The sequence below is a fragment of the Robiginitalea rubriflava genome (genome assembly GCF_052540725.1).
In genome coordinates this window covers 1,765,645-1,790,084 of sequence record NZ_CP199309.1, presented here as the reverse complement: position 1 = coordinate 1,790,084, position 24,440 = coordinate 1,765,645, and the positions used below count along the sequence as shown (strand labels likewise).

The 24,440-nt window shown below is 46.5% G+C and carries 24 protein-coding genes; 20 read left to right on the top strand and 4 right to left on the bottom strand.

What is annotated here, in order from left to right; genetic code table 11:
* Positions 1-4: 4 nt before the first annotated feature.
* On the top strand, positions 5-1,534 hold the full coding sequence (locus ACT6NU_RS08160) for a glycosyltransferase family 39 protein (protein WP_445381182.1): 1,530 nt from the start codon (positions 5-7) through the stop codon (positions 1,532-1,534).
* A gap of 28 nt (positions 1,535-1,562) precedes the next feature.
* The gene (locus tag ACT6NU_RS08155; RefSeq protein ID WP_445381181.1) at positions 1,563-1,943 is read left to right on the top strand and encodes a VOC family protein; all 381 of its coding nucleotides are present in this window, start codon (positions 1,563-1,565) and stop codon (positions 1,941-1,943) included.
* Positions 1,944-2,053: 110 nt separating this feature from the next.
* On the opposite strand, the gene katG is transcribed toward ACT6NU_RS08155, so the two are convergent.
* A complete protein-coding gene (gene katG, locus ACT6NU_RS08150; protein WP_445381180.1) occupies positions 2,054-4,300 on the bottom strand; it encodes a catalase/peroxidase HPI in 2,247 nt (748 codons plus the stop codon).
* 349 nt (positions 4,301-4,649) lie between these two features.
* Between katG and ACT6NU_RS08145 the strand changes: the two genes are divergently transcribed.
* The 9 genes from ACT6NU_RS08145 to ACT6NU_RS08105 all read left to right on the top strand — a co-directional run bounded on the left by ACT6NU_RS08145 (position 4,650) and on the right by ACT6NU_RS08105 (position 11,377).
* A complete protein-coding gene (locus ACT6NU_RS08145) occupies positions 4,650-6,047 on the top strand; it encodes an alpha/beta hydrolase family protein (RefSeq protein WP_445381179.1) in 1,398 nt (465 codons plus the stop codon).
* A gap of 60 nt (positions 6,048-6,107) precedes the next feature.
* Complete coding sequence (locus ACT6NU_RS08140; RefSeq protein ID WP_445381178.1) at positions 6,108-6,896, top strand: DUF6090 family protein; 789 nt, start codon at positions 6,108-6,110, stop codon at positions 6,894-6,896.
* The gene (locus ACT6NU_RS08135) at positions 6,893-7,408 is read left to right on the top strand and encodes a GyrI-like domain-containing protein (protein WP_445381177.1); all 516 of its coding nucleotides are present in this window, start codon (positions 6,893-6,895) and stop codon (positions 7,406-7,408) included. Before ACT6NU_RS08140 ends, ACT6NU_RS08135 begins: the two co-directional genes overlap by 4 nt.
* A gap of 422 nt (positions 7,409-7,830) precedes the next feature.
* Complete coding sequence (locus ACT6NU_RS08130) at positions 7,831-8,001, top strand: DUF6747 family protein (RefSeq protein WP_445381176.1); 171 nt, start codon at positions 7,831-7,833, stop codon at positions 7,999-8,001.
* A 59-nt stretch (positions 8,002-8,060) separates the two neighbouring features.
* Entirely contained in the window at positions 8,061-8,192 is a 132-nt protein-coding gene (locus ACT6NU_RS08125; RefSeq protein ID WP_445381175.1) for a hypothetical protein, read from the top strand.
* 191 nt (positions 8,193-8,383) lie between these two features.
* Entirely contained in the window at positions 8,384-9,004 is a 621-nt protein-coding gene (locus ACT6NU_RS08120) for a TIGR04282 family arsenosugar biosynthesis glycosyltransferase (protein WP_445381174.1), read from the top strand.
* 1 nt (position 9,005) lies between these two features.
* The gene (locus tag ACT6NU_RS08115) at positions 9,006-9,830 is read left to right on the top strand and encodes a purine-nucleoside phosphorylase (RefSeq protein ID WP_445381173.1); all 825 of its coding nucleotides are present in this window, start codon (positions 9,006-9,008) and stop codon (positions 9,828-9,830) included.
* Between the two features lie 114 nt (positions 9,831-9,944).
* Complete coding sequence (locus tag ACT6NU_RS08110) at positions 9,945-10,649, top strand: DUF547 domain-containing protein (RefSeq protein ID WP_445381172.1); 705 nt, start codon at positions 9,945-9,947, stop codon at positions 10,647-10,649.
* Positions 10,646-11,377 (top strand): TIGR04283 family arsenosugar biosynthesis glycosyltransferase, encoded by a 732-nt coding sequence (locus ACT6NU_RS08105; protein WP_445381171.1) that lies wholly within the window; start codon positions 10,646-10,648, stop codon positions 11,375-11,377. Before ACT6NU_RS08110 ends, ACT6NU_RS08105 begins: the two co-directional genes overlap by 4 nt.
* Here ACT6NU_RS08105 and ACT6NU_RS08100 read toward each other — a convergent pair.
* Positions 11,340-12,380 (bottom strand): N-acetylmuramoyl-L-alanine amidase family protein, encoded by a 1,041-nt coding sequence (locus tag ACT6NU_RS08100; RefSeq protein WP_445381170.1) that lies wholly within the window; start codon positions 12,378-12,380, stop codon positions 11,340-11,342. The genes ACT6NU_RS08105 and ACT6NU_RS08100 overlap by 38 nt on opposite strands.
* 29 nt (positions 12,381-12,409) lie before the next feature.
* Positions 12,410-13,408, bottom strand: a complete 999-nt coding sequence (locus ACT6NU_RS08095) for a glycoside hydrolase family 113 (RefSeq protein ID WP_445381169.1) — start codon at positions 13,406-13,408, stop codon at positions 12,410-12,412.
* Between the two features lie 107 nt (positions 13,409-13,515).
* Between ACT6NU_RS08095 and ACT6NU_RS08090 the strand changes: the two genes are divergently transcribed.
* Genes ACT6NU_RS08090 through ACT6NU_RS08075 form a run of 4 tightly spaced genes read left to right on the top strand, consistent with a single transcriptional unit; the run spans position 13,516 to position 18,620 of the window.
* Positions 13,516-14,820, top strand: a complete 1,305-nt coding sequence (locus ACT6NU_RS08090; protein ID WP_445383845.1) for an NAD(P)/FAD-dependent oxidoreductase — start codon at positions 13,516-13,518, stop codon at positions 14,818-14,820.
* A complete protein-coding gene (locus ACT6NU_RS08085) occupies positions 14,817-16,400 on the top strand; it encodes a 4Fe-4S binding protein (protein WP_445381168.1) in 1,584 nt (527 codons plus the stop codon). Before ACT6NU_RS08090 ends, ACT6NU_RS08085 begins: the two co-directional genes overlap by 4 nt.
* Before the next feature lie 43 nt (positions 16,401-16,443).
* On the top strand, positions 16,444-17,133 hold the full coding sequence (locus ACT6NU_RS08080; RefSeq protein ID WP_445381167.1) for a glycosyltransferase family 2 protein: 690 nt from the start codon (positions 16,444-16,446) through the stop codon (positions 17,131-17,133).
* A 2-nt stretch (positions 17,134-17,135) separates the two neighbouring features.
* Entirely contained in the window at positions 17,136-18,620 is a 1,485-nt protein-coding gene (locus tag ACT6NU_RS08075) for a cellulose synthase family protein (RefSeq protein ID WP_445381166.1), read from the top strand.
* A gap of 8 nt (positions 18,621-18,628) precedes the next feature.
* Here the strand turns inward: ACT6NU_RS08075 and ACT6NU_RS08070 are convergent, their stop codons facing one another.
* On the bottom strand, positions 18,629-19,138 hold the full coding sequence (locus tag ACT6NU_RS08070) for a VOC family protein (protein WP_445381165.1): 510 nt from the start codon (positions 19,136-19,138) through the stop codon (positions 18,629-18,631).
* Positions 19,139-19,275: 137 nt separating this feature from the next.
* Between ACT6NU_RS08070 and ACT6NU_RS08065 the strand changes: the two genes are divergently transcribed.
* From ACT6NU_RS08065 to proC, 5 genes are all read left to right on the top strand, one after another.
* The gene (locus ACT6NU_RS08065; RefSeq protein ID WP_445381164.1) at positions 19,276-20,637 is read left to right on the top strand and encodes a mannosyltransferase; all 1,362 of its coding nucleotides are present in this window, start codon (positions 19,276-19,278) and stop codon (positions 20,635-20,637) included.
* Between the two features lie 208 nt (positions 20,638-20,845).
* Positions 20,846-21,460, top strand: coding sequence for a GNAT family N-acetyltransferase (locus ACT6NU_RS08060; protein WP_445381163.1), 615 nt, complete (start codon positions 20,846-20,848; stop codon positions 21,458-21,460).
* The gene (locus ACT6NU_RS08055; protein WP_445381162.1) at positions 21,460-22,647 is read left to right on the top strand and encodes an argininosuccinate synthase; all 1,188 of its coding nucleotides are present in this window, start codon (positions 21,460-21,462) and stop codon (positions 22,645-22,647) included. The genes ACT6NU_RS08060 and ACT6NU_RS08055 overlap by 1 nt, the downstream gene beginning before the upstream one ends.
* Positions 22,644-23,618 carry an N-acetyl-gamma-glutamyl-phosphate reductase gene (gene argC / locus ACT6NU_RS08050; protein WP_445381161.1) on the top strand — a complete coding sequence of 325 codons (975 nt, stop codon included), beginning with the start codon at positions 22,644-22,646 and terminating at the stop codon, positions 23,616-23,618. Before ACT6NU_RS08055 ends, argC begins: the two co-directional genes overlap by 4 nt.
* A 27-nt stretch (positions 23,619-23,645) precedes the next feature.
* On the top strand, positions 23,646-24,440 hold the full coding sequence (gene proC / locus ACT6NU_RS08045) for a pyrroline-5-carboxylate reductase (protein ID WP_445381160.1): 795 nt from the start codon (positions 23,646-23,648) through the stop codon (positions 24,438-24,440).

Sequence of the window (24,440 nt, the reverse complement as noted above, 5' to 3'; positions counted from 1 at the left end):
GCAAATGCTGTCCCGAAATAATCTGATCCTGGTATTCTTGATCCTGATCAAATTTCTGGTTCAGTACCTGGCCATTGATTCCGGGTACGAGCTCCACCGGGATGAGTATCTTCACCTGGACCTTGGAAAACACCTGGCCTGGGGATATCGTTCTGTTCCGCCGCTTACCGGGTTTATATCCTACCTTATTCAACTGCTGGGGAATGATGTTTTTTGGGTAAAGTTTTTCCCAGCTGCTTTCGGGGCCATGACCATCGGAATTGTATGGAAGGCAACAGAGGCCCTTAATGGAGGCCTTTTTGCGATGCTACTTGCCAGCAGCTGCGTCTTTTTTTCAGCCCTTTTGCGTATCAATACCCTGTACCAGCCTAATTCCCTTGAATTTATGTTGTGGACCCTGGTTTTTTACACGGTGCTGCAGTTTATTCGAACAGAAAACATCAAATGGATCTGGATTGGAGCGCTGGCTTTTGCTATCGGATTTCTGAATAAATACAATATTGGCTTCCTGGCCCTGGGGCTCTTTCTGGCATTGCTGGTATCGCCACAACGCAAAATTTTTGGTAAGCGCGAGTTATATGGAGCCCTTGTCCTTGTGGTATTGATTATCCTCCCTAACCTCTATTGGCAATACACCCAAAATTTCCCGGTAGTAAGGCATTTAAGTGAATTAGCCAATACCCAGTTGGTCTATGTAAACCGGATGGATTTCCTGAAAGAACAGTTTTTGTTTTTTGTAGGAGGCCTGCCCGTACTATTAATTGCCTTGTTTTCATTTTTCACCTATCCCCCATTTAGAAAATATCGCTTGTTTTTCTGGAACCTGTGCTTTACACTCTTATTGTTCACTTATTTTAAAGCCAAAAGTTATTACGCCATGGGGCTGTACCCCATCTTATTCGCCTTTGGGGCCGTTTACGCCGAAAGCTTGCTGAGTGGGAACTGGAAAAGGTATCTCCGCCCGGTTTTGCTGGCTATACCGTTGCTAATTATAATAGTAATGTTCCCTATAATGGTTCCTGTGCTTTCTCCTCCTGAAATTGTCGAAAAATCCGAAACTTTTGAAAAATTTGGCCTGCTTCGATGGGAAGACGGAAGGAACCACCAGATCCCGCAAGACTTTGCGGATATGCTCGGCTGGAGTGAACTGGCCGGACTTGTAGACCAGGCATTAGAAAAGGTAACCGACATAGAACATACGCTTATCCACTGTGATAATTACGGGGAGGCCGGGGCCATAAATTACTATTCAAAGCAGCTTTATACAGACGCTGTTTCCATGAATGCCGATTATATTGACTGGTACCCTCTGGATGCATTTGAAATCCGGAATGTAATTATGGTGAAGAGTACTTATGATGATGACCCGGAGCGGAAGCGGGAGCGGGAATTTTTTGAAAGTGTTGAACTTATTGGGCAGATAAACAATCCGTACGCCAGGGAATATGGAACCCGGGTTTGGTTGTTGAAAGGAGCCAAAGTTTCGGTAAATCAAGTCTTAAAGGAAGAAATTCAAAGGGAAAAAGCAGAGTAAGTAAATAAAGTTAAGCCTCCTAAATAGTATGAATCTAAATCAGATAACCCTACCCACCCTGGATGTGCAAAAGTCCATTTCCTTTTATACCCTCCTGGGTTTAAAGCTTATTGTACGAGCCCTGCCGGATTATGCTCGCTTTGAATGCCCGGAGGGGGATGCCACTCTTTCCCTGCACCGGGTTGAAGAGATGGCCGAGCGCGAAGGTCCTGTAATTTATTTTGAATGCACAGATTTGGATGAAAGGGTAAAGTCCCTTCAAAGGCAGGGCGTCCTTTTTGATTCACCCCCTGTAGATAAACCGTGGTTGTGGCGGGAGGCCCGCCTCAGGGATCCCGATGGCAATCCCCTGGTGCTTTTTTACGCCGGTAAAAATCGAAAAGATCCGCCCTGGAAACTTTCGGGCTAGCTGTTGCTAAGGCCCTTAGTAAACAAAAGAAAAAGTGGCCCGGATGGGGCCACTTTCAGAATATATAATTCTACAGAAAGCTTGTTGCCTTCCTGCTTAAGATTCCCGAATCAGAAGCGGTCCAGATTCATTACCTTATTCCAGGCGGTGATAAAATCCTTTACGAATTTTTCCTTAGAATCGTTGCAGGCATACACTTCAGCCAGAGCTCTTAATTCAGAATTAGAACCAAAGATCAGGTCAACCCGTGTTCCGGTCCATTTCAGGTCTCCGGACTTTCGGTCCCGGCCTTCAAATACCTGCTCCTTAGCATCGACTGGCTTCCATGCGTTATCCATGCTTAGCAGGTTAACGAAGAAGTCATTGCTCAGGGTTCCTGGCTTTTCTGTCAGAACGCCGTGCTGAGAACCGTCGTAGTTTGCATTAAGCACCCTCATTCCCCCTACAAGGACAGTCATTTCAGGAGCTGTAAGCGTAAGCAATTGCGCCTTGTCCACAAGGAGTTCCTCTGCACGTACGGAAATACCGGATTGCTTGTAATTCCTGAATCCGTCCGCCACTGGCTTCAGGTGATCCATTGCTTCAGCATCCGTCATTTCCTCGCTGGCGTCAGTGCGGCCCGGACTAAAGGGAACACTCATTTTATAGCCGGCATCATGAGCTGCTTTTTCAACAGCAGCGCATCCGCCCAAAACAATCAGGTCGGCCAGGGAGACTTTTTTATCCCCTGACTGAGCATTATTGAAAGATGACTGAATATCGGTAAGGGTATCGAGTACTTTTCCAAGTTCTACCGGATTATTGACTTCCCAGTCGTTTTGCGGGGCCAGTCTGACCCGGGCTCCGTTGGCACCTCCCCTGAAATCCGAGCCTCTGAAAGTAGAAGCCGAAGCCCATGCGGTTTTAACCAGCTCAGAGATACTCAATCCGGAAGAAAGAATGTTTTTCTTCAGGCCTTCAATGTCCTTCGCGTCTATCAACTCATGGTCAACCGCAGGAACCGGATCCTGCCAGATCAGGTCTTCTTTAGGAACTTCAGGTCCCAGATAACGGTTCTTAGGGCCCATATCCCTGTGGGTGAGCTTAAACCAGGCTTTCTGGTATGCTTCCTTAAATTCATCCGGGTTTTCCAGGAAATGCCTTGAAATCTTTTCATAGGCAGGATCCATTCGCAGGGAAAGGTCGGTTACCAGCATAAACGGATCGTTTTTCTTTTCCGGATCATGTGCATCCGGAACTGTTCCCGCACCTGCCCCGTCTTTGGGCTTATACTGCCAGGCGCCTGCAGGGCTCTTGGTCAGTTCCCACTCATATCCGAAGAGGTTCTCCAGGTATTTGTGGCTCCACTTAATGGGCGTGTCGGTCCAGGCTCCTTCCAGGCCACTGGTGATAGTATCTGATCCCTTCCCGCTACCAAAGTTGCTTTTCCATCCCAGGCTTTGCAGATGAATTGGCGCCCCTGCAGGTTCTGCCTCCAGAAATTCAGCATCACTGGCTGCACCGTGGGTCTTCCCAAAAGTATGTCCTCCGGCAATAAGAGCTACGGTTTCATAATCATTCATCGCCATCCGTCCAAAAGTCTCTCGGATGTCGTGGGCGGCAGCCAGAGGATCAGGATTACCGTTTGGCCCCTCAGGGTTAACGTAAATCAGGCCCATATGAGCAGCTCCCATTTGTTTTTCCAGCTCTCCATTTTCATTATATCTGGCCTCATTGCCGAGCCATTCCGTTTCAGAACCCCAGTAAATATCTTCCTCGGGCTGATAGATGTCTTCCCGGCCACCTGCAAATCCGTACATGGGCAGCCCCATGGATTCATGCGCCACATTTCCGGCGAGGATTAGCAAGTCTGCCCAGGATATCTTCTTCCCGTATTTTTGTTTTATCGGCCAAAGCAGTACCCTGGCTTTGTCCAGGTTTGCATTGTCCGGCCAGCTGTTCAGCGGGGCAAATCGCTGGGCTCCGGTTCCTCCCCCGCCACGTCCGTCGGCGATGCGATAAGTTCCGGCAGCATGCCAGGCCATCCGGATAAAAAATGGTCCATAATGACCATAATCTGCGGGCCACCAATCTTTACTGTCAGTCATTAATTCGGTCAGATCTTTCTTAACCGCATCCAGGTCAAGCGACTTGAACTCCTCAGCGTAATCAAAATCAGGGTCCATTGGGTCAACTTTTTCTGAATGTTGACGCAGGATGTTAAGATTCAGTGCATTAGGCCACCAATCCCGGTTAGTAGTTCCACCACCGGCAGCCTGCATCATTTCCCCATTCAAAAACGGGCATTTGCTGGCATCAGCTCCTTCATTGGCATGATATGCAGCTCCGGAGCCGTTACTATTTTTCAGATCTTCCATAAGACGTATTGTGTTTTTGTTTGATTCTTTCAGTCCTCTAAATTACCAATATTTTAGCTATTAAAACTTAAATATTCATAGATAAATACTATTATCCATATTGATTTCCAATACATCCTTTATCTTCTGTAAAACAGCCTGTTAAGGGTCGGCTAGGGCCAGTTCAACAGCCCGAAAAAGATGCGTTTGAAAACCCGCAAAAGAAATGGCATTTAAGTGAAATTACATATGACCTGGATCAGCCAGATTTGCCTTATCCCTTTTCGTTTTCCAGATCCACATGAATCTTATTCCAATGCATTGGCTGATATCCCCTATTATTTTAACTTTAGAAGATATTCGGCTCCCTATGAAAAAATCAATATTGGTCTTATTTGTTTTAAGTACGGCCCTCGCCTGGACACAGGAAATAAGTGGAGAATGGAATGGGGTTTTAAAAGTGCAGGGGTTGCAGCTCCGGCTTGTTTTCAACATACAGCAAACAGAGGACGGCACCTACTCAGCCACTATGGACAGCCCGGACCAGGGTGCTAAGGGCATTCCGGTAGATGAAACCATATTTGTAAATGACAGCCTGAAACTCAGTATTCTTCGGGCGGGAATCCGGTATGAAGGAATCCTCACTGAACAACAGGAAATAACAGGCACATTCAAACAGGCGGGTCAGTCGCTGCCATTGGACCTTCGTCGTGAAATAATTGAAAAAACACCAGTTATCAGGCCTCAGGAACCGAAAGAACCCTACCCTTACCGCTCCGAAGATGTCACTTTTGAAAATCCTGAAGCGGGAATTACCCTGGCAGGAACCCTGACCTTGCCAGTGTCCGGTGAAAATTTTCCAGCCGCAATTCTGATAAGTGGGAGCGGACCTCAGGACAGGGATGAAAGTCTGTTAGGGCATAAACCCTTTTTGATATTGTCCGATCATTTGACCCGAAGTGGTATTGCCGTTTTGCGATATGACGACCGTGGTACCGCCTCCTCCGGTGGTGAATTCAGTTCGTCAACCAGTCTGGATTTTGCCTCAGACGCAGAAGCTGCCCTGGCCTATTTAAAAACCCGCACTGAAATAGACCATTCCAGGCTGGGCCTGATCGGGCATAGTGAAGGCGGCCTGATCGCACCTATGGTTGCCATTTCTTCCAAAGAGGTCAGCTTTGTTGTGCTGTTGGCAGGACCCGGAGTAAGTGGTTATGACATCCTGCTACAGCAGACCGAACTGATTCTCAGGGCTGATGGTATGGAAACTACGAAGGTACAGGCCGAATTAAACCTGCTTCAGGGAGCCCTGGATATTATTGTAAATTCCCGGGAGGCGAACGCATTACAGCCGGAGTTAAACAAGTATTATTTGCAAAAACTTGAAGAGAATCCCACACAGGTTCCCGAAGGGATGACGGCTGAAACCCTTGCACAAACGTATGCGAGCCGCCTGGGCACGGTATGGATGCGCTATTTCCTGTCTTATGATCCGTCTCCGGCCCTTGAGCAAATCAGCTGCCCGGTGCTGGCCCTCAATGGGTCCAAAGATTTGCAGGTACCGGCAACCCAGAATTTAAATGCTATTCGGAATGCTTTGCAGAAAGGCGGCAATAAAAATATTACTGTAAAAAGCATGGATAACCTGAACCACCTTTTCCAGGAAGCAAAAACCGGATCCCCTTCCGAATATGCAGCAATTGAACAAACCTTTTCGCCAGTTGCCCTTGAAGTAATTTCAGATTGGATCATTAAAAGTATAAACTAGTTTTTCTGGGATGCAGGGAAAAATTCGCAACTGGCAATTCAAATTATTGAAATAAGTTTTATGTTAAGACTATTCCGCAACCTCAGGAATTCCCACAACCAAAATAGCGGTATCAGGAAATACCTTTTTTACGCCATTGGAGAGATCATTCTTGTGGTTTTGGGAATTCTGATAGCCCTGCAAATAGACAATTGGAACGAAGACCGAATAAACAGGCAAAAGGAGGTTATTCTACTGAACCAGCTCAAAAGGGAATTTAATGGGGCACTTGCCCAACTAGGTGATAAAATTGAACAACGCAACCAGATTATGCGCTCTTCCAAATGGTTGCTCAATCTCATTGACAGCTCGGAAAGGAACACTTCAGACTCCGTCTCCTACCATTTGAAGCGTACTGTTTTTGTCCCAACCCTGAACGTCAATACAAATGACTTTTTTGACGCCCGGGATGTGGGTTTAATCCGAAACGATTCCCTTCGAAACTTGTTGGCGGAATGGCCGGCGCAGGCTGAGCAGCTTATTGAAGAAGAGCAGGGCTGGAGCCGCTATCGCGATTTGTACCTGGTACCCTTTCTCTTTGAGCACTATCAGGCAAGAAACCTTTACAATGCGGTTCAGACAGATTTAGCCATGATGCGTACTGTTTTCCTGGATAAGGATAAAACCTTTCAGGTTATGATCGGAAATTCAAAAACAACCCCTGCTGTAACCGAATTACTGAAAACTCCGGTTTTCGAGGATCATCTGGCATATAGTATTATGATAAATAACATTGCGAATATTCAGTCGTATACCCTGGGAGAGCACATTGAGAAAATATTAGAGCAAATAAACACAAGCATTAGATGAATGCTGAACACAAAAAATCCGAAGCGCTAATCCTACCTCCTAATATCCGGGTGATCGATCCCATTTTGCTGGTTGGCAAATGTTGTGAGATGTCTTTGTCTGACCCAAAAACATTATTGCTTTGGAGTACTTTTATGCCTCTCAAAAACAGTATTGAGAATCAAATTCCCGATCTGCTTTACTCGGTAGAGATTTATCCGGAAGGCTACTTTGAAAGTTTTGATCCCCAGCGGCAATTTGTCAAATGGGCTGCAGTGGCAGCGAAGCCAGAGGGTAAAACTCCCCATTCCATGGAAAGTCTGAATATTACGGCTGGTTTATATGCCATATTCCGATATAAGGGGCTCCCGGAAGAAGTTTCATCATTTTACCGCTATATTTTTACGAAGTGGTTATTCCAAAACAGCTATAAGCTGGACTCCCGGCCCCATTTTAGCATAATGGGAAAAAAATATAGAAACGGGGATCCGCATTCCGAGGAAGACATCTATATCCCGGTTATCCCGGCATAAGATTGCAGAAAACATATTTACGAAACCATCTCTTAATGTTTAGGAAACCCGGATTAGAGCAAAATTGCCGATTTTTAAAAACTCATTCATTACTACAAGCTGTTTGAGTTAGTTTGGTTGAAAACCGGTACACCATGTGCCGGTTTTTGTTTTTTGATAGCGCCTCCAAAAGGGTAATGGCGTTGCCATAGGATATGGGACCATTAAGCTGCTTTTAAGCGATAAATTCCGGGGTTTATGGAGTTGATGGAAATTGTATTTTCTCGATAAATAGCTTATTTCTTCGATTTTTTGTTCCCGTACATGCGATTGATCGAGCTTTTCCCTCACAAAATCCAAATACGCCAAAACTCTGTAAAGAAGGCTGCAACTTTGTTTCAAATGAAATTGAAATTATTAATCTGTTTAAAAACAACCCCCCTATGAAAACAGTTTTACTTTTTAAAGAACTCTACCTTGAAGCTTTCAGGGATTTCGGAAACTTTGTAGTCCGCAACTATTTAAAGGCATTTACCTGGTTTAGCTTTGCACTTTTTTTTATAGTACTCTACGCCTTTGTATTCAGGCTGTTTACAGGTTTTGTCTGGGATTAGACATTTTGTAGTCTAATCCAGATTTGAAGGTATAGCTCTTTTACGAGAACACATATATTATGAGAGAACTACACTATTTTGAAACTATTCAAAGGGCCTGGCAATTTATATTGCGCTACAGAACCGCCTTTTTCTTTTGGTTCTATCTAATGGCCATTATGGTCTATTCCTACCAGGCGGTAACGGTCTGAAAGGAAATAGAGTGAGGCGAACAGCAGAACCTTTGGACCCGGGGTTCAAATACGTGTATTGAGGAAAGCCCCCCGTAAACGTTAAAAATACTGTAAACGCAAGCGGGTTCTTTGCTTCAAAACAATATATTTGTGGGTGAACACGGCTGACGAATAACCATTTGTTATATCAGTCAAAACACCCATTTTCTTTGCCCCGAAAGTCCACCTCAGCCCTGCTTATTTTTACAAGAAATCCGGAATTGGGTAAATGCAAAACACGCCTGGCCGCAACGGTAGGTGAACAGGCTGCCCTGGAAATCTATATCTATTTACTGAAACATACTGCTGCCATTTGCACTGAGGCAAAAGGGGCAGACAAGTATGTTTATTTCAGCGAGAAATTAGGTGAGGGAACACTTTGGGACCCGCTGCAGTTCCAGTTTAAAGTACAGGAAGGTAACGGTCTGGGAGAACGAATGAACAATGCCTTTAGCAGGGCGTTTAGGGAGGGCTATCAAAAAGTCGTCATTATCGGGAGCGACCTGTTAGACCTAAGCAGTGAGGACATAGAAACTGCCTTTGAGAAACTGGATGAAAATGAAATAGTAATAGGGCCCGCCTCAGATGGCGGATACTATCTGCTGGGGATGAAAACACTTCATCCCGGACTGTTTCAGGGGAAAGACTGGGGTAGTGACAGCGTACTTAAAGACACCCTCGAAGACCTCAGGGAAATTGACTATTTTCTTTTACCGGTTCGCAACGATATAGACCGCTACGAAGACATTTCCGGGCGACCCGAATTTAAACCCTATTTAAAAACGCATTAAGATGACCTTAAAACAATTGGAGAGTTCCGTAAAATATCTCAAAGAAAAGGGTTTTGAAGCCCCGGAGATTGGAATAGTCCTCGGTTCGGGCCTGGGCCGGATGGTAGAAGAGATTGAGGAGCCTCTTGTTGCACACTACCATAATATACCTTTTTTCCCTTTGGCAACCGTTGAATTCCACAGTGGGAAACTGGTTTATGGAAACATCTCCGGGAAAAAGGTTGTGGTTATGCAAGGCCGCTTTCACCTTTATGAAGGCTATGATTTTAAGGATATTACCTACCCCATAAGGGTAATGCAAAAACTCGGAATCAAAAAACTCCTGATTTCCAATGCCGCCGGGGCCATAAACCTGGATTATAAGAAGGGAGACCTGATGCTGCTGGAAGATCACATCAACCTGCAAGGAGGTTCGCCCCTGGCTTTTAAGAATGTTGCCGAATTCGGGAATCGCTTTGTGGATATGAGTGAACCCTATGACAGGCAAATGCGTCAGATGCTGCTGGATATTGCTTCTGAAAATGACATCAGGCTGCAAACCGGGGTGTATGCGGCAGTGGTCGGACCTCAGCTGGAAACACGGGCCGAATACCGTATGTTGGGCAGGATGGGGGCCGATGCCGTTGGTATGAGCACTGTCCCGGAGGTAATTGTGGCCAATCAGCTCGAATTGCCCGTTATAGCTGTTTCCGTGCTAACCGATGAATGTGACCCCGATAACCTGCAGCCGGTTAATGTTTCAGAAATCCTGGCGGTAGCAGCAAAGGCCGAACCAGGGCTGGTCAAACTTTTTAAACTGCTTATTGCCGGGTTAAAGGATAACTGATCCTAAGGGAGAGGTGTAAGTTTTTAATCATTTTAGCTACTGAGGAGGTATATTATTCAAGATATGCTAAGAGGAATTTTTATTTGTTTTTTGCTCATAGCCCATGCCGGCTCAATGTTGGAAACTTTAGCTGATGCAGATTTGGTTAATCAGCAGGATAAAGTGCCCAGCCATGAGTTGTGGGACCAGCTACTGAAAAAGCATGTAAAGGAGTCTGGGCTTGTTAACTATCAATCCTTCCAGCAGGATTATTCGAAATTAAGCAAATACCTGAAGGACCTTGCCGATCATCCGCCAACTTCAAAATGGAAAAGGGAAGAAATTCTCGCCTACTATATCAACCTATACAATGCCGGTACCGTTCAGCTTATTCTGGACAATTATCCGCTGGCGAGCATTCGGGATATTAAGCGCCCCTGGGATCAAAAAATTCTGCGAATGGGCAGCCGGGAAATTTCCCTGGGCATGCTCGAGCATGAACTGCTCCGGAAAATGGACGAACCCCGTATTCACTTTGCGATTAACTGCGCTTCCTATTCCTGCCCTAAACTGGTTCGGGAGGCCTTCACCGCCCGGGGCCTTGACAAACAACTGGAGCAGGCTACCCTTGGCTTTATAAAAGATCCGGCTCGCAACAAGATATCCGCAGCCGGCCTGGAACTCAGTAAAATTTTTAAATGGTATAAAGGAGATTTTACAGTCGCAGACCAGGGATTGGTCGAATTTCTGAACAGATATTTGGATACTCCCCTTAATACCGAAATCAAAATCAACTACCTTCCCTATAACTGGGATCTGAATGAAATAAAAACTCCTTGAAAGAGATCAGTATCATCATTCCGGTTCTCAACGAAGCCAAAAACCTCGAAAAGCTTCTTCCCTATTTACAGCAAAACAGCTGTCCCTCCAATATCCTTGAAATCCTGGTAGTGGATGGTGGCAGCAGTGATGGAAGCAGTTCAATTGGCAAATTGCACAGCGCCAGGGTAATTAACAGCTCAAAGGGTCGGGCAGTTCAGCTTAATGCCGGTGCCCGGCAGGCATGTGGTAATATCCTTTATTTCCTGCATGCAGATTCGCTCCCTCCCAGGGGGTTTGACCAGATGATACTACAGGCCATGAATAAACAAGCAACTGCAGGATGTTTCAGGCTACAATTTGACGAGGACAGCTGGTTTCTAAGATTTTTTGCCTGGTGGACCCGGTTTAACTTTGCCATTTGCCGGGGGGGAGACCAGTCGCTTTTCCTTCCAAAATACTGGTTTGATGAACTTGGGGGGTTTAATGAAGCCTACCGAGTATTTGAGGACAATGAATTTATCCAAAGGATTTACAAGCGTTTTCCCTTCACTATCCTGAGGCAGCGAGTGCTTACCTCAGCCCGAAAATACAGGCAGATTGGGATGTTCAGATTGCAATACTATTTCGGGATCATTCATTTAAAATATTACCTGGGGGCAAGGCCTGAGCAACTACATGAATATTATAGCAGGAAAATTGCCGGGAGGGTTAACGCGACTCAAAATCCAGAAGCAAGCCTTCGCTAATCCAATTGGCAAGTGCCTGTCTGTTATCCGGATCCAGGATGCGTCGCTGGTCTTTGCTGTTGCTGATATTGCCAATTTCGATAAAGGCCATAGGTGGCAGGGTCTTTTTAACCAGATACAAACTGCTCCTGTCCTCAAAAGAACCTGTATAAACCCTATTGGGCTGGTAATACGCATACTTTTTCCGGAAGGTTTCATGAATGCGCTCTGCAAGTAATTTGCCGCTTTTGCTTTTGTGGTGGTGGTAGAAAAAGACATCGATATTCTGCCCACTACTCCTGCTGTCTACGTGGGTAACAATAAGCCGCTGGTATTTTCCGATATTCTGACGGTACAATTCATTGACGGCCTCAGTCCTTTGTTTCAAGCGCTCTAACTGATTCAGAGGAATTTCAAGTTCCGGATAAATCACTTCATCCCGGTCCATTTCCAGTATCCGCTCATCCCGGATCCCGTCATCCGGATCCCTTACAATTATGTAAACCGCAGCACCTTGCTCCAAAAGCAGGCGTGCCAGGCGGAGGGTAACATCGTAGGCGTATTCATCTTCCGAAATACGGGTGTTTCCGTAGGAAGTTACAGCACCAGGGTCTGGGCCTCCATGTCCGGAAACCAGGTAAAATACAGCTCCTTCCATTGTGTTATCCCTGAACCGGACCGTCTCGTAGTCTTTCCCGAATATTTCAAAAGTCCCCTTTGCCACGGCCTCTTCAGCCTCCCTGGGAACAGCTTCCCCGGCTGCCTCGCTTATCTCCCGGTCTACCGGAATCAAATAACTGACCCCTTCAAATAAATGCAGGCCATCGCGCAGGTTGGCCTCGTTCAGGGCAATAAATTCATCCAATTGATTGAAGGGGTCTGCCCCGTGCTTGCGAAGCAGGGAGTACACCCCGTCTCCTTTTTCAGCGATCACCGTCATTAGCGAATCCTGAGCCATCAGGCCGGGCAGTGCCAGTAAACCGAAAAAGATCAGAACAAAACGCTTTCTAATTGCTTCCTCCATCTTGGATAACTACTATTCAAATATACTTGTTATTGTTTTCGATAATAATCCCGGATCACAGCCTCGGCAGGTTTATTCTGCGGGGTGAACCGGTTGTCTGAAGGCCCTCCTGCTCTGGGGTGGTGTATAAACCATTTCCACACGAAGCCGCCCGCAAACCAGGATTCCTTCCAGAATTCCTCAAAGAGGGCTTTTTTGGCATTGGCCTGGGCCGTCAGGTTTACCTGCTGCTCCCCACGATCCACCAGCCAGGGCTTTTTTGCCGTATAATCCATGCTGCGGTAACCGTATTCAGTAAACAATACGGGCCTTCCCACAGACCGGGATAGTTCGCTGATTTGCTTTTTCCATTTCTGCCATCCTTCCCGGAGCTCTTCCACACCGGGGTTTCGTTCTTCTGACAATGGAAAATAGGCATCCATCCCAATATAATCCAGTTCCCTCCAGAATGGCGTCCGCGGATATTCGTCCCAGTTGGCGGCATAGGTCAGCTTTCCTTTATACCTGGATCGAATCTCTTTAATGAGTGACATCCAGAATTCCGGCCGGGCCTTTACAAATTCCTCCAGCTCCGTTCCTATACAAAAAATGGCTGTCCCGGTTTCCTCTGCCAGATCTGCGTAGGTGAGGATAAAATCGGAATATTCTTTCTCCAGGCGCTTCCAGTCTGCTTCTGAATTCATTTTTAGGTCTCCCGTAAATACCCCCCGCCAAATCCAGATTTGTGGTTTGAGCATTACCCGTATCCCATTCTTCTGCAGCAATTTTATATACTGCCGGGCTCCTTTACGGGTTTCCCCGTACCATTGCCGATCTGTATCAAAAATAATTTCAGGGCTTCCCAGTTCCCTGATAAATCCAAAGGGCATTACCGCTGCGTGATCTGCATTTACATTCATGACCGCCTCAACATGTTCCTGATCGGCCGGATCCCTGGAACCCACAAAACTTACCCCGTTAATCTTTTCAAGCTTTTGTCCGCAGGAAAACTGTAGAAAAAACAGAAGCAGGATACCTAATTGCCGCATGTCCAGAGGATTTATAGATTAAAAGTAAATATTTATATCGATTCTAAATTAAAAGGTTCTGTTAAGTTTGTAAATTGACTCCGACCGAGCTAGGGAAGCAACATCAAATTATGCACATACTAATTATCGGGAACGGAATTTCGGGGATCACTGCCGCCAGGCACATTCGAAAACTCTCGGATTACCGGATCACTGTGGTTTCGGCCGAATCGGATCACTTCTTCTCCCGAACCGCCCTGATGTACATATACATGGGGCATATGAAATATGAGCACACCAAACCCTATGAAGACCATTTCTGGAAAAAAAACCGTATTGACCTGCTCAGGGCAAGGGTAAAAAGCATAAACTTTGAAAAAAAGTCTGCCCACCTGGAGTCCGGATCTTCCCTGCCTTACGACAGACTGATTTTAGCAACCGGTTCAAAACCCAACCTGTTCGGATGGCCGGGGCAGGACCTGGAGGGGGTTAGGGGACTCTATTCCAAACAGGACCTCGAATATCTGGAACAACAGGCGCCTGATAAACTAAAATGTAAAAGGGCCGTTATTGTGGGCGGCGGGCTTATTGGCATTGAATTGGCAGAAATGCTGCGAAGCCGGGAGATCCCTGTAACCTTTCTGGTCAGGGAAAAAAGTTTCTGGAATGGCGTACTGCCGTCGGGAGAATCCCAAATGATCAACGAACACATACGAGAGCACCATATCGATTTGAAGCTGGGCACCAACCTGCTTGAAATACTGCCGGATGAAAACGGCCATTGCAAGGCATTAGTTACCGACCAAGGGGAAACCATTGAATGTGATTATGTGGGGCTCACCGCAGGGGTCAGCCCAAATATATCCTTCCTGAAGGATTCCGGGATCGGGCTTGGGAAAGGTGTTTTGGTAAACCGTTATCTGGAAACGAACATTCCGGATGTATTCGCCATAGGAGATTGCGCCGAACAAAAGGAGCCCATAGGCCAGCGCCGTCCGGTGGAAGCCGTTTGGTATACCGGACGCATGATGGGTGAAACCGTAGCGCATACTGTTTGTGGTAACAAACGAGAGTACCGCCCGGGGCATTGGTTCAATTCGGCCAAATTCCTGGATATAGAATACCAGACCTACGGCTGGGTATTTAGCGAGGAGCGGAAATCCGAAGAGGAAAAACATTTTCACTGGAGGCACCCAAATGAAAAAATCTGTCTGACCATCGCCTATCACAGGGACAACCGGGAACTTCTGGGTTTGAATACCTTCGGGATCCGACTAAGACATGACGTTTTGGATACCTGGTTATCCCAAAATATAACGGTGGATAAAGCCGTGGAAAACCTGGGTGCTGCGAACTTCGACCCTGAATGGTATACACGATATGAACCCGAGATACGGGATGCCTTCAAAAAACAAAACACGGTAAAAATATGAGTGAGTACCAATCCATGGCCCTGGCATCAGGACCCCCAAAAAGCCTCAATACCTCTCAGCGCCTGGCGGTTTTCATTGGGTTCACCGGCTTATTTATAATGGCCCTGGCAGGCTTGGGCCTGGATTTCCCGAACCGTCCAGCCTGGCTTTCTGCTGCACTGCTGAGCATTCTGGCAGGGGTGGTATGGTTCAGCCGAGAGGCTTACAGAGGAATCCCCAAGGGAATTAAGAACAACGGAGTATGGTTTAAATCCGTTTCAGCCCGGGGAATCTGGGGTTGGGCAACCGGAATTATGCTCACTGGGTTTTATATAGTCCTGTACTTCTACCCGCAATACCTGGGCCTGGTTGGCGATGGCCCTAACAAAGGGCTAATTGCACTCTTTGATCCGCTTAGCCGGGCCCTAAGCGGAAACCCCGCGAGCCAGTGGTTTGTATATGGCACTCTTTACACCCTGGCCATTCTGGCATTCGGCATTAAATTTATCTGGAAATACAGGCACAACCGCTATGAGGTGATCCGTACCCTGAGCGTCGTGTTTTTCCAGACTGCCTTCGCCTTTATCATCCCTGAAATTATGGCCAGGCTCAATGGCGATTTACCCTATTACGACCTTAAGAATATCTGGCCGCTTAACTATTACAATTTTGAGCGCTACCGAATAAATGCCTTCATTGATGCAGGGGATATTGGGCTTGCCATGCTCATTTTCGGCATCGCCTCAATCCTGATCATAACTCCTGTACTCACCTATTTCTATGGAAAAAGGTGGTATTGCTCCTGGGTTTGCGGTTGCGGTGGGCTGGCGGAAACTGCAGGAGATTCCTTCCGCCATCTCAGTGACAAAAGCACCTTCGCCTGGAAAGTGGAAAGATGGGTGGTACATTCCGTACTTGTTTTCGTGGTCTTGATGACTACGGCTGTGGTTTATTCCTACCTGGGCCCGGATAACTCGAAATACTGGCTGAGCAAATCCCAGTTCCTTATAGGGGTTGGCTCACTGCTCACTATTATTTTCGCCTGGATAATGATCTTCAAACGCGATCAGCTCAAAAAGGATGCGCGTTATGGAGCTATAGGGTACTTTGCAATAATCCTGGGCCTGCTGGCCTTCCATTTTGTAGGCGATTCCCAGCACGTCTTCCTGTTTAAATCCGAGACACTCAGAAAATCGTATAGCTTTCTTATAGGAAGCATCTTCTCAGGGGTTATCGGTACCGGCTTTTATCCAATCTTCGGGAACAGGGTTTGGTGCCGCTTTGGTTGTCCGATGGCGGCTATCCTCGGGCTACAGCAACGCCTGTTCTCCCGTTTTAGAATAACTACCAACGGCGGGCAGTGTATCTCCTGCGGGAATTGTTCCACCTATTGCGAGATGGGGATAGATGTCAGGGCCTATGCACAAAAAGGAGCCAATATCGTCCGGGCAAGTTGTGTGGGTTGTGGTATTTGCTCAGCAGTTTGCCCCAGAGGGGTTCTTAAGCTTGAAAACGGTCCCCTCCCGGGCCGCATAAATAGCCAGGAGGTCCTTCTTGGAAATGATGTGGACCTTATGGAACTGGTAAATAAATCTTCCTGATTTTGTTTAAAGTTTTACTTCTTTTGCAGCAGATTTCGTCTTTATGAAGAACATCAAGCTGATTATTCCCGCTCATAATGAGGCTGCATCCATCGGTTTGGTCCTGGCTGAAGTGCCTGAAATTGTATCTGAAATTATAGTTGTTGACAATGCCTCAACGGACCAGACAGCCCGTGTGGCGGCAGATGCCGGAGCCACCGTACTAAGTGAACCCAGAAAGGGATACGGTTATGCCTGCCTGAAAGGAATTAATTACCTGTCAGAAAAATCCAAGCAACCCGATATTCTCGTATTTATGGATGGTGATTATTCGGATTATCCCGAAGACCTCCTTAAGGTGATCGCCCCCATAGACAAAAGCGATTTGGATTTTGTTATCGGGGCCCGCCGCAGGGAACTCAGGGAGCCCGGATCCATGACCCCGCAACAGATCTTTGGAAACTGGTTGGCAACTTTTTTAATGCGCCTTTTGTTCCGAGCCCGATTTACAGATCTCGGGCCGTTCAGGGCAATTAAATTTGACGCCCTTACCAGCCTGAATATGGAAGATAAGACCTATGGATGGACTGTTGAAATGCAGTTAAAAGCCCTCAGGAAAAAACTTGCATATACCGAAGTCCCAGTTCGTTACAAAAAAAGAATTGGGGTCTCAAAAGTTTCAGGAACGGTAAAAGGTAGTATATTTGCGGGCATAAAAATTTTGGGTTGGATTTTTAAATACAGTTTTAGGTAAAAATGGCAATAACAATAACGTACATCATCATCGGGATTTACAGCCTTGCGCTGCTTCTGATATTTTTCTACAGCCTTTCTCAATTGAACCTGCTGTTGAATTACCTGAGCTTTAGAAGGAGTGTTAAAGTTGCTCCTAAATTCAACCTGATGGACCCAAAGGAAATTCCCTTTGTAACCATTCAACTTCCGATCTATAATGAGGAATATGTTGTAGAGCGGCTGCTTGAAAATATTGCCAAGATAGAGTATCCAAAAAGCAAGCTTGAAATCCAGGTACTGGATGACTCTACTGACCAGTCGGTAGAGCACACTGCCAGCCTAATTGAAGACTTGCAAAAAACCGGCCTAGATATACAGCATATTCGCAGAGAAAACCGAGAAGGGTTTAAAGCGGGAGCCCTCAAGGAAGGCCTTAAAATTGCCAAAGGCGAGTTTATTGCCATTTTTGATGCAGACTTCCTTCCGGATGCAGACTGGCTAAAAAAGACGGTCATCTATTTTAAGGATGAGGAAATAGGGGTAGTTCAAACCCGCTGGGGACATATTAACCGCGACTACTCTACCCTGACCAAAATACAGGCTTTCGCCCTTGACGCCCACTTTACCCTGGAGCAGGTTGGCCGAAACGCTAAGGGACACTTTATCAATTTTAACGGAACCGCTGGTATCTGGAGAAAGGAGTGTATTCTGGATGCCGGAAACTGGGAGGGAGACACCCTTACCGAAGACCTCGACCTCAGCTACCGGGCACAGTTGAAAAACTGGAAATTCAAATACCTGGAGGATGTTGAGACCCCTGCCGAACTGCCTGTTGTGATCAGTGCGGCCCGTTCACAGCAATTCCGATGGAATAAAGGTGGAGCCGAAAACTTCCGGAAAACCGTCTGGAGTGTCATCACGGCCAAAAATATCTCCTTTAAAACAAAATTTCACGGGGTTATGCACCTTTTGAACAGTTCCATGTTCTTATGTGTGTTTACCGTGGCGCTTTTGAGTATCCCGATGCTCTATATCAAAAATACCTTCGGCCATCTGGACTGGGTATTTGAAGTAACCAGCTTCTTTATTGTCAGTACCATCATCCTGTTTGTCTGTTACTGGTTTACCTACAAGAGTATCCAGGGAAGTAGTTTTGACAGCTTTGTGGACTATATCAAACTCTTTTTCACCTTCTTCTCTGTGGCTTTGGGCTTTTCCCTTCACAACACGGTTGCAGTACTGGAGGGGCATATGGGCAAGCGCAGTGAATTTGTCCGTACGCCAAAATTCAACATCAACAATATCAGCGACAGCTGGAAAGGGAATAAGTACCTGGCTAAGAAGTTATCGCCCAATATGATTCTGGAATTCGCCCTGATGCTGTATTTCCTTTTTGGGATGTACAGCGCCATCCCGTTGAACGACTTCGGTTTGTTTCCATTCCACTTTATGCTTTTCCTTGGGTTTGGCTTTGTCTTCTTTAAATCGCTTACAGCGAAGGCATAATCTGGCACTTAATCCGGGGGGGACACCAGTTCCACAAAAACACCGTCCGGGTCGCGTACGATAAGCACCTGGAAATTCTCCCTTTTTACCCAGCCCACAATGGGGACCTTTGCTTCTTTCAGGCGCTGGCTAACTTCCTTCAGGGAGTTAAATTGCAAGGTCAGGTAGTTCATTCCGGGATAGGCATCTATACCCGTCTGGCGGGGCCGCTCCCCGGTATCTTTAAAATGAACGAGTTTAACCTCACTAGCCTCGGGCCTGTCTTCCATTTTAAAAACCTTAACCTGAAAAGGCCGGTTGTTTGAAAAGCCGGCTTCCCTGCTGAAAATGGAATCAGTGGTCCAGCCCCCCACTTCTTCCATCCCGATAATATTTTTGTAAAAGTATTGGGAAATATCTATATCCGATACCACCAGTCCAACCCCGGCAACACCCAAATCGGCCGGGCTTTCCTGAGAGGGACTCCACTGAACAATAAAAAACAGGATTGCCGTGGAAATGATTTTTGATGCGTTCATTCTGGTCGCTTTTAAATTCTTAAACTTAAAAGGTACAAAAGCATTCGTAATTTGTATCGGTTCGGTAGAGCGGTCCACTATTTGTTGCCTGATTTCTCAAATTTTCCTGTTATTTGCAAGACCAATACCCAACCGAAATGCCCAATGCCCTCCTGACCTTCTGGAACCTGCACAGGATTTCTATCCTGATGGTGTTGATCAGTCTGGGTTTTTACACAGCTTTTGGCTACGATTTGCAGCGGTCCGACTCCCTAAAACTGCTGGGGCTATACGCCGCTCTTTTCTTTCTCTGCTATAAACTGATCCAATTCGAGAAATGGAACTTTCGCTTCCTGGTGGTTAGTGGCGTCTTATTCCGGCTGGTGCTGTTATGGTCCCTGCCGGGGCTTTCACAAGACTTTTATCGCTTTGTGTGGGATGGATCTTTAATACTTGAGGGCATTAATCCGTATGCCTTTAAGCCGGAGACGCTGATGGCCGGGGCCGAAAATCTATTCCCCCTGGCAGACCAGCTTTTTGGAGGGATGGGGGAACTCAGCCAGCAAAATTACAGCAATTACCCCCCCTTGAATCAATATGCCTTTGCCACAGCTGTTGCGCTCGGCGGAAAAACGCTTATGGGATCTGTGATTGCGATGAAACTTATGATCCTCCTGGCCGATCTGGGAATCCTGTATTTTGGCCGAAAGCTGTTAAAGCAGCTCAACAGGTCCCCGCATCTGATCCTCTGGTATTTTCTGAATCCGCTGGTAATTATAGAGTTGAGCGGGAACCTGCATTTTGAAGGGGTAATGTTATTTTTTTACGTGCTGGCGATGTTCCTCTTATTCCGCGGGTCCTGGCTGCTGGCAGCCATCCCTTATGGCCTGGCCATTAGCCTTAAACTGATCCCCCTGATGTTTTTACCGCTCTTAGTTCCTTTTCTCAGCTTACGCAAGAGTCCGGTATTTTTCCTTGTTACCGCAGGGGTGGTCCTGGCCTGTTTGTATCCTCTCTATTTCCCTGATTTCGCCTCGCATTACAGCCAAACCCTGCGGCTGTGGTTTTCAAATTTCGAGTTTAATGCCAGTCTGTATAACCTCAGCGAGGCTTTGATAACAGGAGAAGATCTAAGGCCCTGGGAATACATCCGGATTTACGGGAAGTATATTCCATTTCTGACCCTCTTAACCAGTCTTGCGGTATCCTTTCATCCTGCAGTTAAAACCCGTGGCGGTTTTATAGGAGGCTCACTGCTGATCCTTTGTGTATACTTTTTTACAGCTGCTGTAGTACACCCCTGGTACATTATTTTCCCAGTGTTGCTCGGTATTCTTTCGGACTTCCGATTTGTTTTGGTATGGTCGGCAACCGTAGTTTTAAGTTATATGGCTTATGCAAACAGCCCTGTGGAGGAGAACAGCTTTATTTTAATTATTGAGTATTCTGCAGTTTTCGCCTTTATCGTTTATGAATTATTCAGAAATAAACGCTTTCGATTACCCATCTTTAAAAATTAATTATTTCGGGAGGCTAGTCCGATTATATTTGTACATTTGAGTGTTATGAGGAACACACTACTTCCTGATTATCTCTGTAGCAGTCTTGCTGTTACTCCTCGTTTTCGCCGCCGCCCGTAAGGGTGTACTGTATCTTTGGAATTAGGTGAGTCCATTTCCGCAAAACCGTTTCACAAAAAACTTATCAATAAATACTAATTAATTGGCAATGAACATAATTGTTGCTGATGCTTCACATATTAAATACGCGCAGGTAATCTGTGATACCATTGCCGAATCTGCCAAGGTTCGCGGGACAGGGATTGCTAAACGAAGCCCGGATTATATCATAAAAAGGCTGAAAAACGGCAATGCCATCATTGCACTTGACGGGGATACCTTTGCAGGCTTTTGCTACATTGAAGTATGGGGGCATCAAAAATATGTTGCAAACTCCGGATTGATCGTTCACCCGGATTACCGGAAGCAGGGACTCGCCAAGCGAATTAAAAAAGCCATTTTTGATCTTTCCAGATCGAAATTCCCGGATGCGAAAATATTTGGCATCACCACTGGTCTGGCTGTAATGAAGATGAATTACGAACTGGGCTACCAACCCGTTACCTTTTCGGAACTGACCGATGACCCGGAATTCTGGAAAGGTTGCCAGACCTGTAAGAACTTTGATATCCTGACGCGGACAGAGCAGAAAATGTGCCTTTGTACGGGCATGCTCTACGACCCGGCCAAAAATAAGCAACCACAAAAAAAAGCAATCAATAAGAAATCCTTTGAGCGGCTTAAAAGTATTAAGGAAGCCCTTTTATTAAAGAAGAAGAAATAATGGAAAAATTAGTTTTAGCCTATAGCGGTGGCCTGGATACTTCCTATTGTGCCCATTCCCTTTCCCATCAGCAGGGGTTTGAAGTGCATGCCGTTACCGTGAACACCGGCGGGTTCCACCCAGCAGAACTGGCGGAAATCGAAACAAAGGCCCTGGAACTTGGTGCGCATTCCTACAAGGCGGTAGATGCGGTACAGACCTTTTACGAAAAAGTAGTCAGGTACCTGATCTTTGGAAATGTGCTGCGCAACAACACCTATCCGTTGTCCGTAAGTGCGGAGCGCATTGTACAGGCCATAGAGATTGCCAATTATGCGAAATCGCTGGGGGCCAAATACATCGCTCATGGCAGCACGGGAGCGGGCAATGACCAGGTCCGTTTTGATATGATCTTTCAGATCCTCGCCCCTGAAATAGAGATTATAACCCCTATCCGGGATCAGCAATTATCCAGAGAAGCCGAAATCAGCTACCTTCAGGAACATGGAATCTCCTATAGCTGGGAAAAGGCAAAATACTCTATAAACAAGGGCCTCTGGGGGACCTCAGTGGGAGGGGTTGAAACGCTGGGATCCAAACTGGCCCTGCCGGAAGAGGCCTACCCCAGTCAGTTAAAAGTAAAAGATCCCGTTCAAATCCGTCTGGGTTTTCGCAATGGCGAACTGCATTCCCTTGATGGCGAGCAGGCAGATCCGGTAAGTATTATCCTTAAACTGGAGGAAATGGCCTCCGCTTACGCCATTGGCCGGGATATTCATGTTGGGGATACCATCATCGGGATTAAGGGAAGAGTCGGTTTTGAAGCTGCTTCCGCATTGATTATCATCAAAGCGCACCACCTGCTGGAAAAACACGTGCTCAGCAAATGGCAACAATTCCAAAAAGACCAACTTGCAAATTTTTATGGGATGCTTCTGCACGAAGGGCAGTACCTGGATGAGGTAATGCGAAACATTGAAGCCTTTATGGAGAGTTCACAGAAGTACGTAAGCGGGGAGGTTTATGTTAAATTGCTCCCATACCGTTTTGAGCTGCAGGGTATTTCTTCAGAAAACGACCTCATGAATCCTTCTTTTGGGAGCTATGGGGAAATGAACAAAGGATGGAGTGCTGATGAAGCAAAAGGTTTTATCAAGTTGCTTTCCAATTCCGGAAAAATCGCACAGGAAATACATTCAGACTCATGATAACTGCAGGTATAATTGGCGGCTCGGGTTACACCGGCGGGGAACTGATCCGCTTGCTGGTTCACCACCCGGAGGCAAGCCTTAAATTTGTTTATAGCACTACGCGGGCAGGTAAACCCCTCAGCAGTGCACATGCCGACCTGCTGGGACAGACCGATTTGCTGTTTACTGATCGGCCCAATCCCGATGTGGATGTGGTTTTCCTTTGCCTTGGGCACGGAAATTCCAAAGAATTCCTGAAGGGCATGAAATTTTCAGATAAGACCCGTATCATAGACCTCAGTAATGATTTTCGCCTGGCGGCAGACCAGCATTTTCAGGGAATGGACTTTGTATACGGCCTGCCGGAATTGAATAAAGAACGTATTAAAAAGACACAGTATTTGGCCAATCCGGGCTGCTTTGCCACGGCTATACAACTTTCACTCTTACCCCTGGCCAGCTCCGGATTGCTGCAAGACAGCATTCACGTTCATGCCCTTACCGGAAGTACCGGGGCCGGTGTCAGCCCATCGGAAACAACTCATTTTAGCTGGCGCGATAACAATGTTTCCTGGTACAAGCCTTTTACCCACCAGCACCTGGGAGAGATAAACGAAAGCCTTAAAAGCCTGCAACCCGATGCTGCTAACCTCTTATTCCTTCCCATAAGGGGTAATTTCAGCCGGGGTATTTTTTCGACTGCCACTACCCGGGTAAAAGCGCCTTTGGAAGCGATCAGGAAAATGTATGAGGATTATTACAAGGATGCCCCATTTACCCATGTTTCAGGGGCGCCCCTTCACCTCAAGGCAGTTGTGAATTCAAATCAGGCCTACCTGCATCTGCTCATATACGAAGATCAATTGCTGGTAACAGCCGTAATCGACAACCTCTTAAAAGGGGCCTCCGGGCAGGCCGTACAAAACATGAACCTGATGTTTGGGCTAAATGAAGCAGCAGGCCTGCAACTTAAAGCCAGTGCATTTTAAAAACAGAAATGAATTAAAGCAAAAGAGATGAAAATAGCTATAATAGGAGCCGGGAATCTTGGTCTTTCCATTGCAACAGGCATCTTGCACAGCGATGGGGCCACCTCCATGTATTTGACCCGGCGGAATCTGGAATCGCTGCAGGAGTTCGCATCCTACGGAAATGTAAATATAAGTTCTGATAACCCGAAGGCGGTTCGCGAATCGGATATACTGATTTTTGCCGTGCAGCCGGGGCATTTTGCCGGCATCCTTGAATCCGTAAAAGACCTGCTCACCGAAAAACACGTGATCATATCGACCATTACGGGCTTTAGTATTGAAAAAATTGAAGCGATCATCGGGGCGGAAAATTATATCATTCGCGCCATGCCCAATACGGCCATCTCGGTGGGCAAGTCCATGACCTGCCTATGCAGTAACCAAAAAGGTGAAAAACGGCTGAAACTCGCCCAGTCCATTTTTAACAGGATGGGGCATTCACTTGTAATTCCGGAAAGCCAGATGCAGGCGGCCACGGTAATTTGTGCCAGCGGGATTGCCTTCTGGATGCGCCTGATAAGGGCAACTACCCAGGGTGCCATACAGCTGGGTTTTGATGCGGCAGAAGCACAGGAACTTGCCATGCACACCTGTGGGGGCGCTGCTGAATTGCTTATTAGTTCGGGCAGGCATCCGGAAGAAGAAATCGACCGGGTTACCACCCCAATGGGATGTACCATTGAAGGCCTGAACGAAATGGAGCACCAGGGCCTGAGTTCTTCCCTGATCAAGGGGATCATTACGTCTTTTGACAAAATCTCACAAATCCGTAAAGGCTGA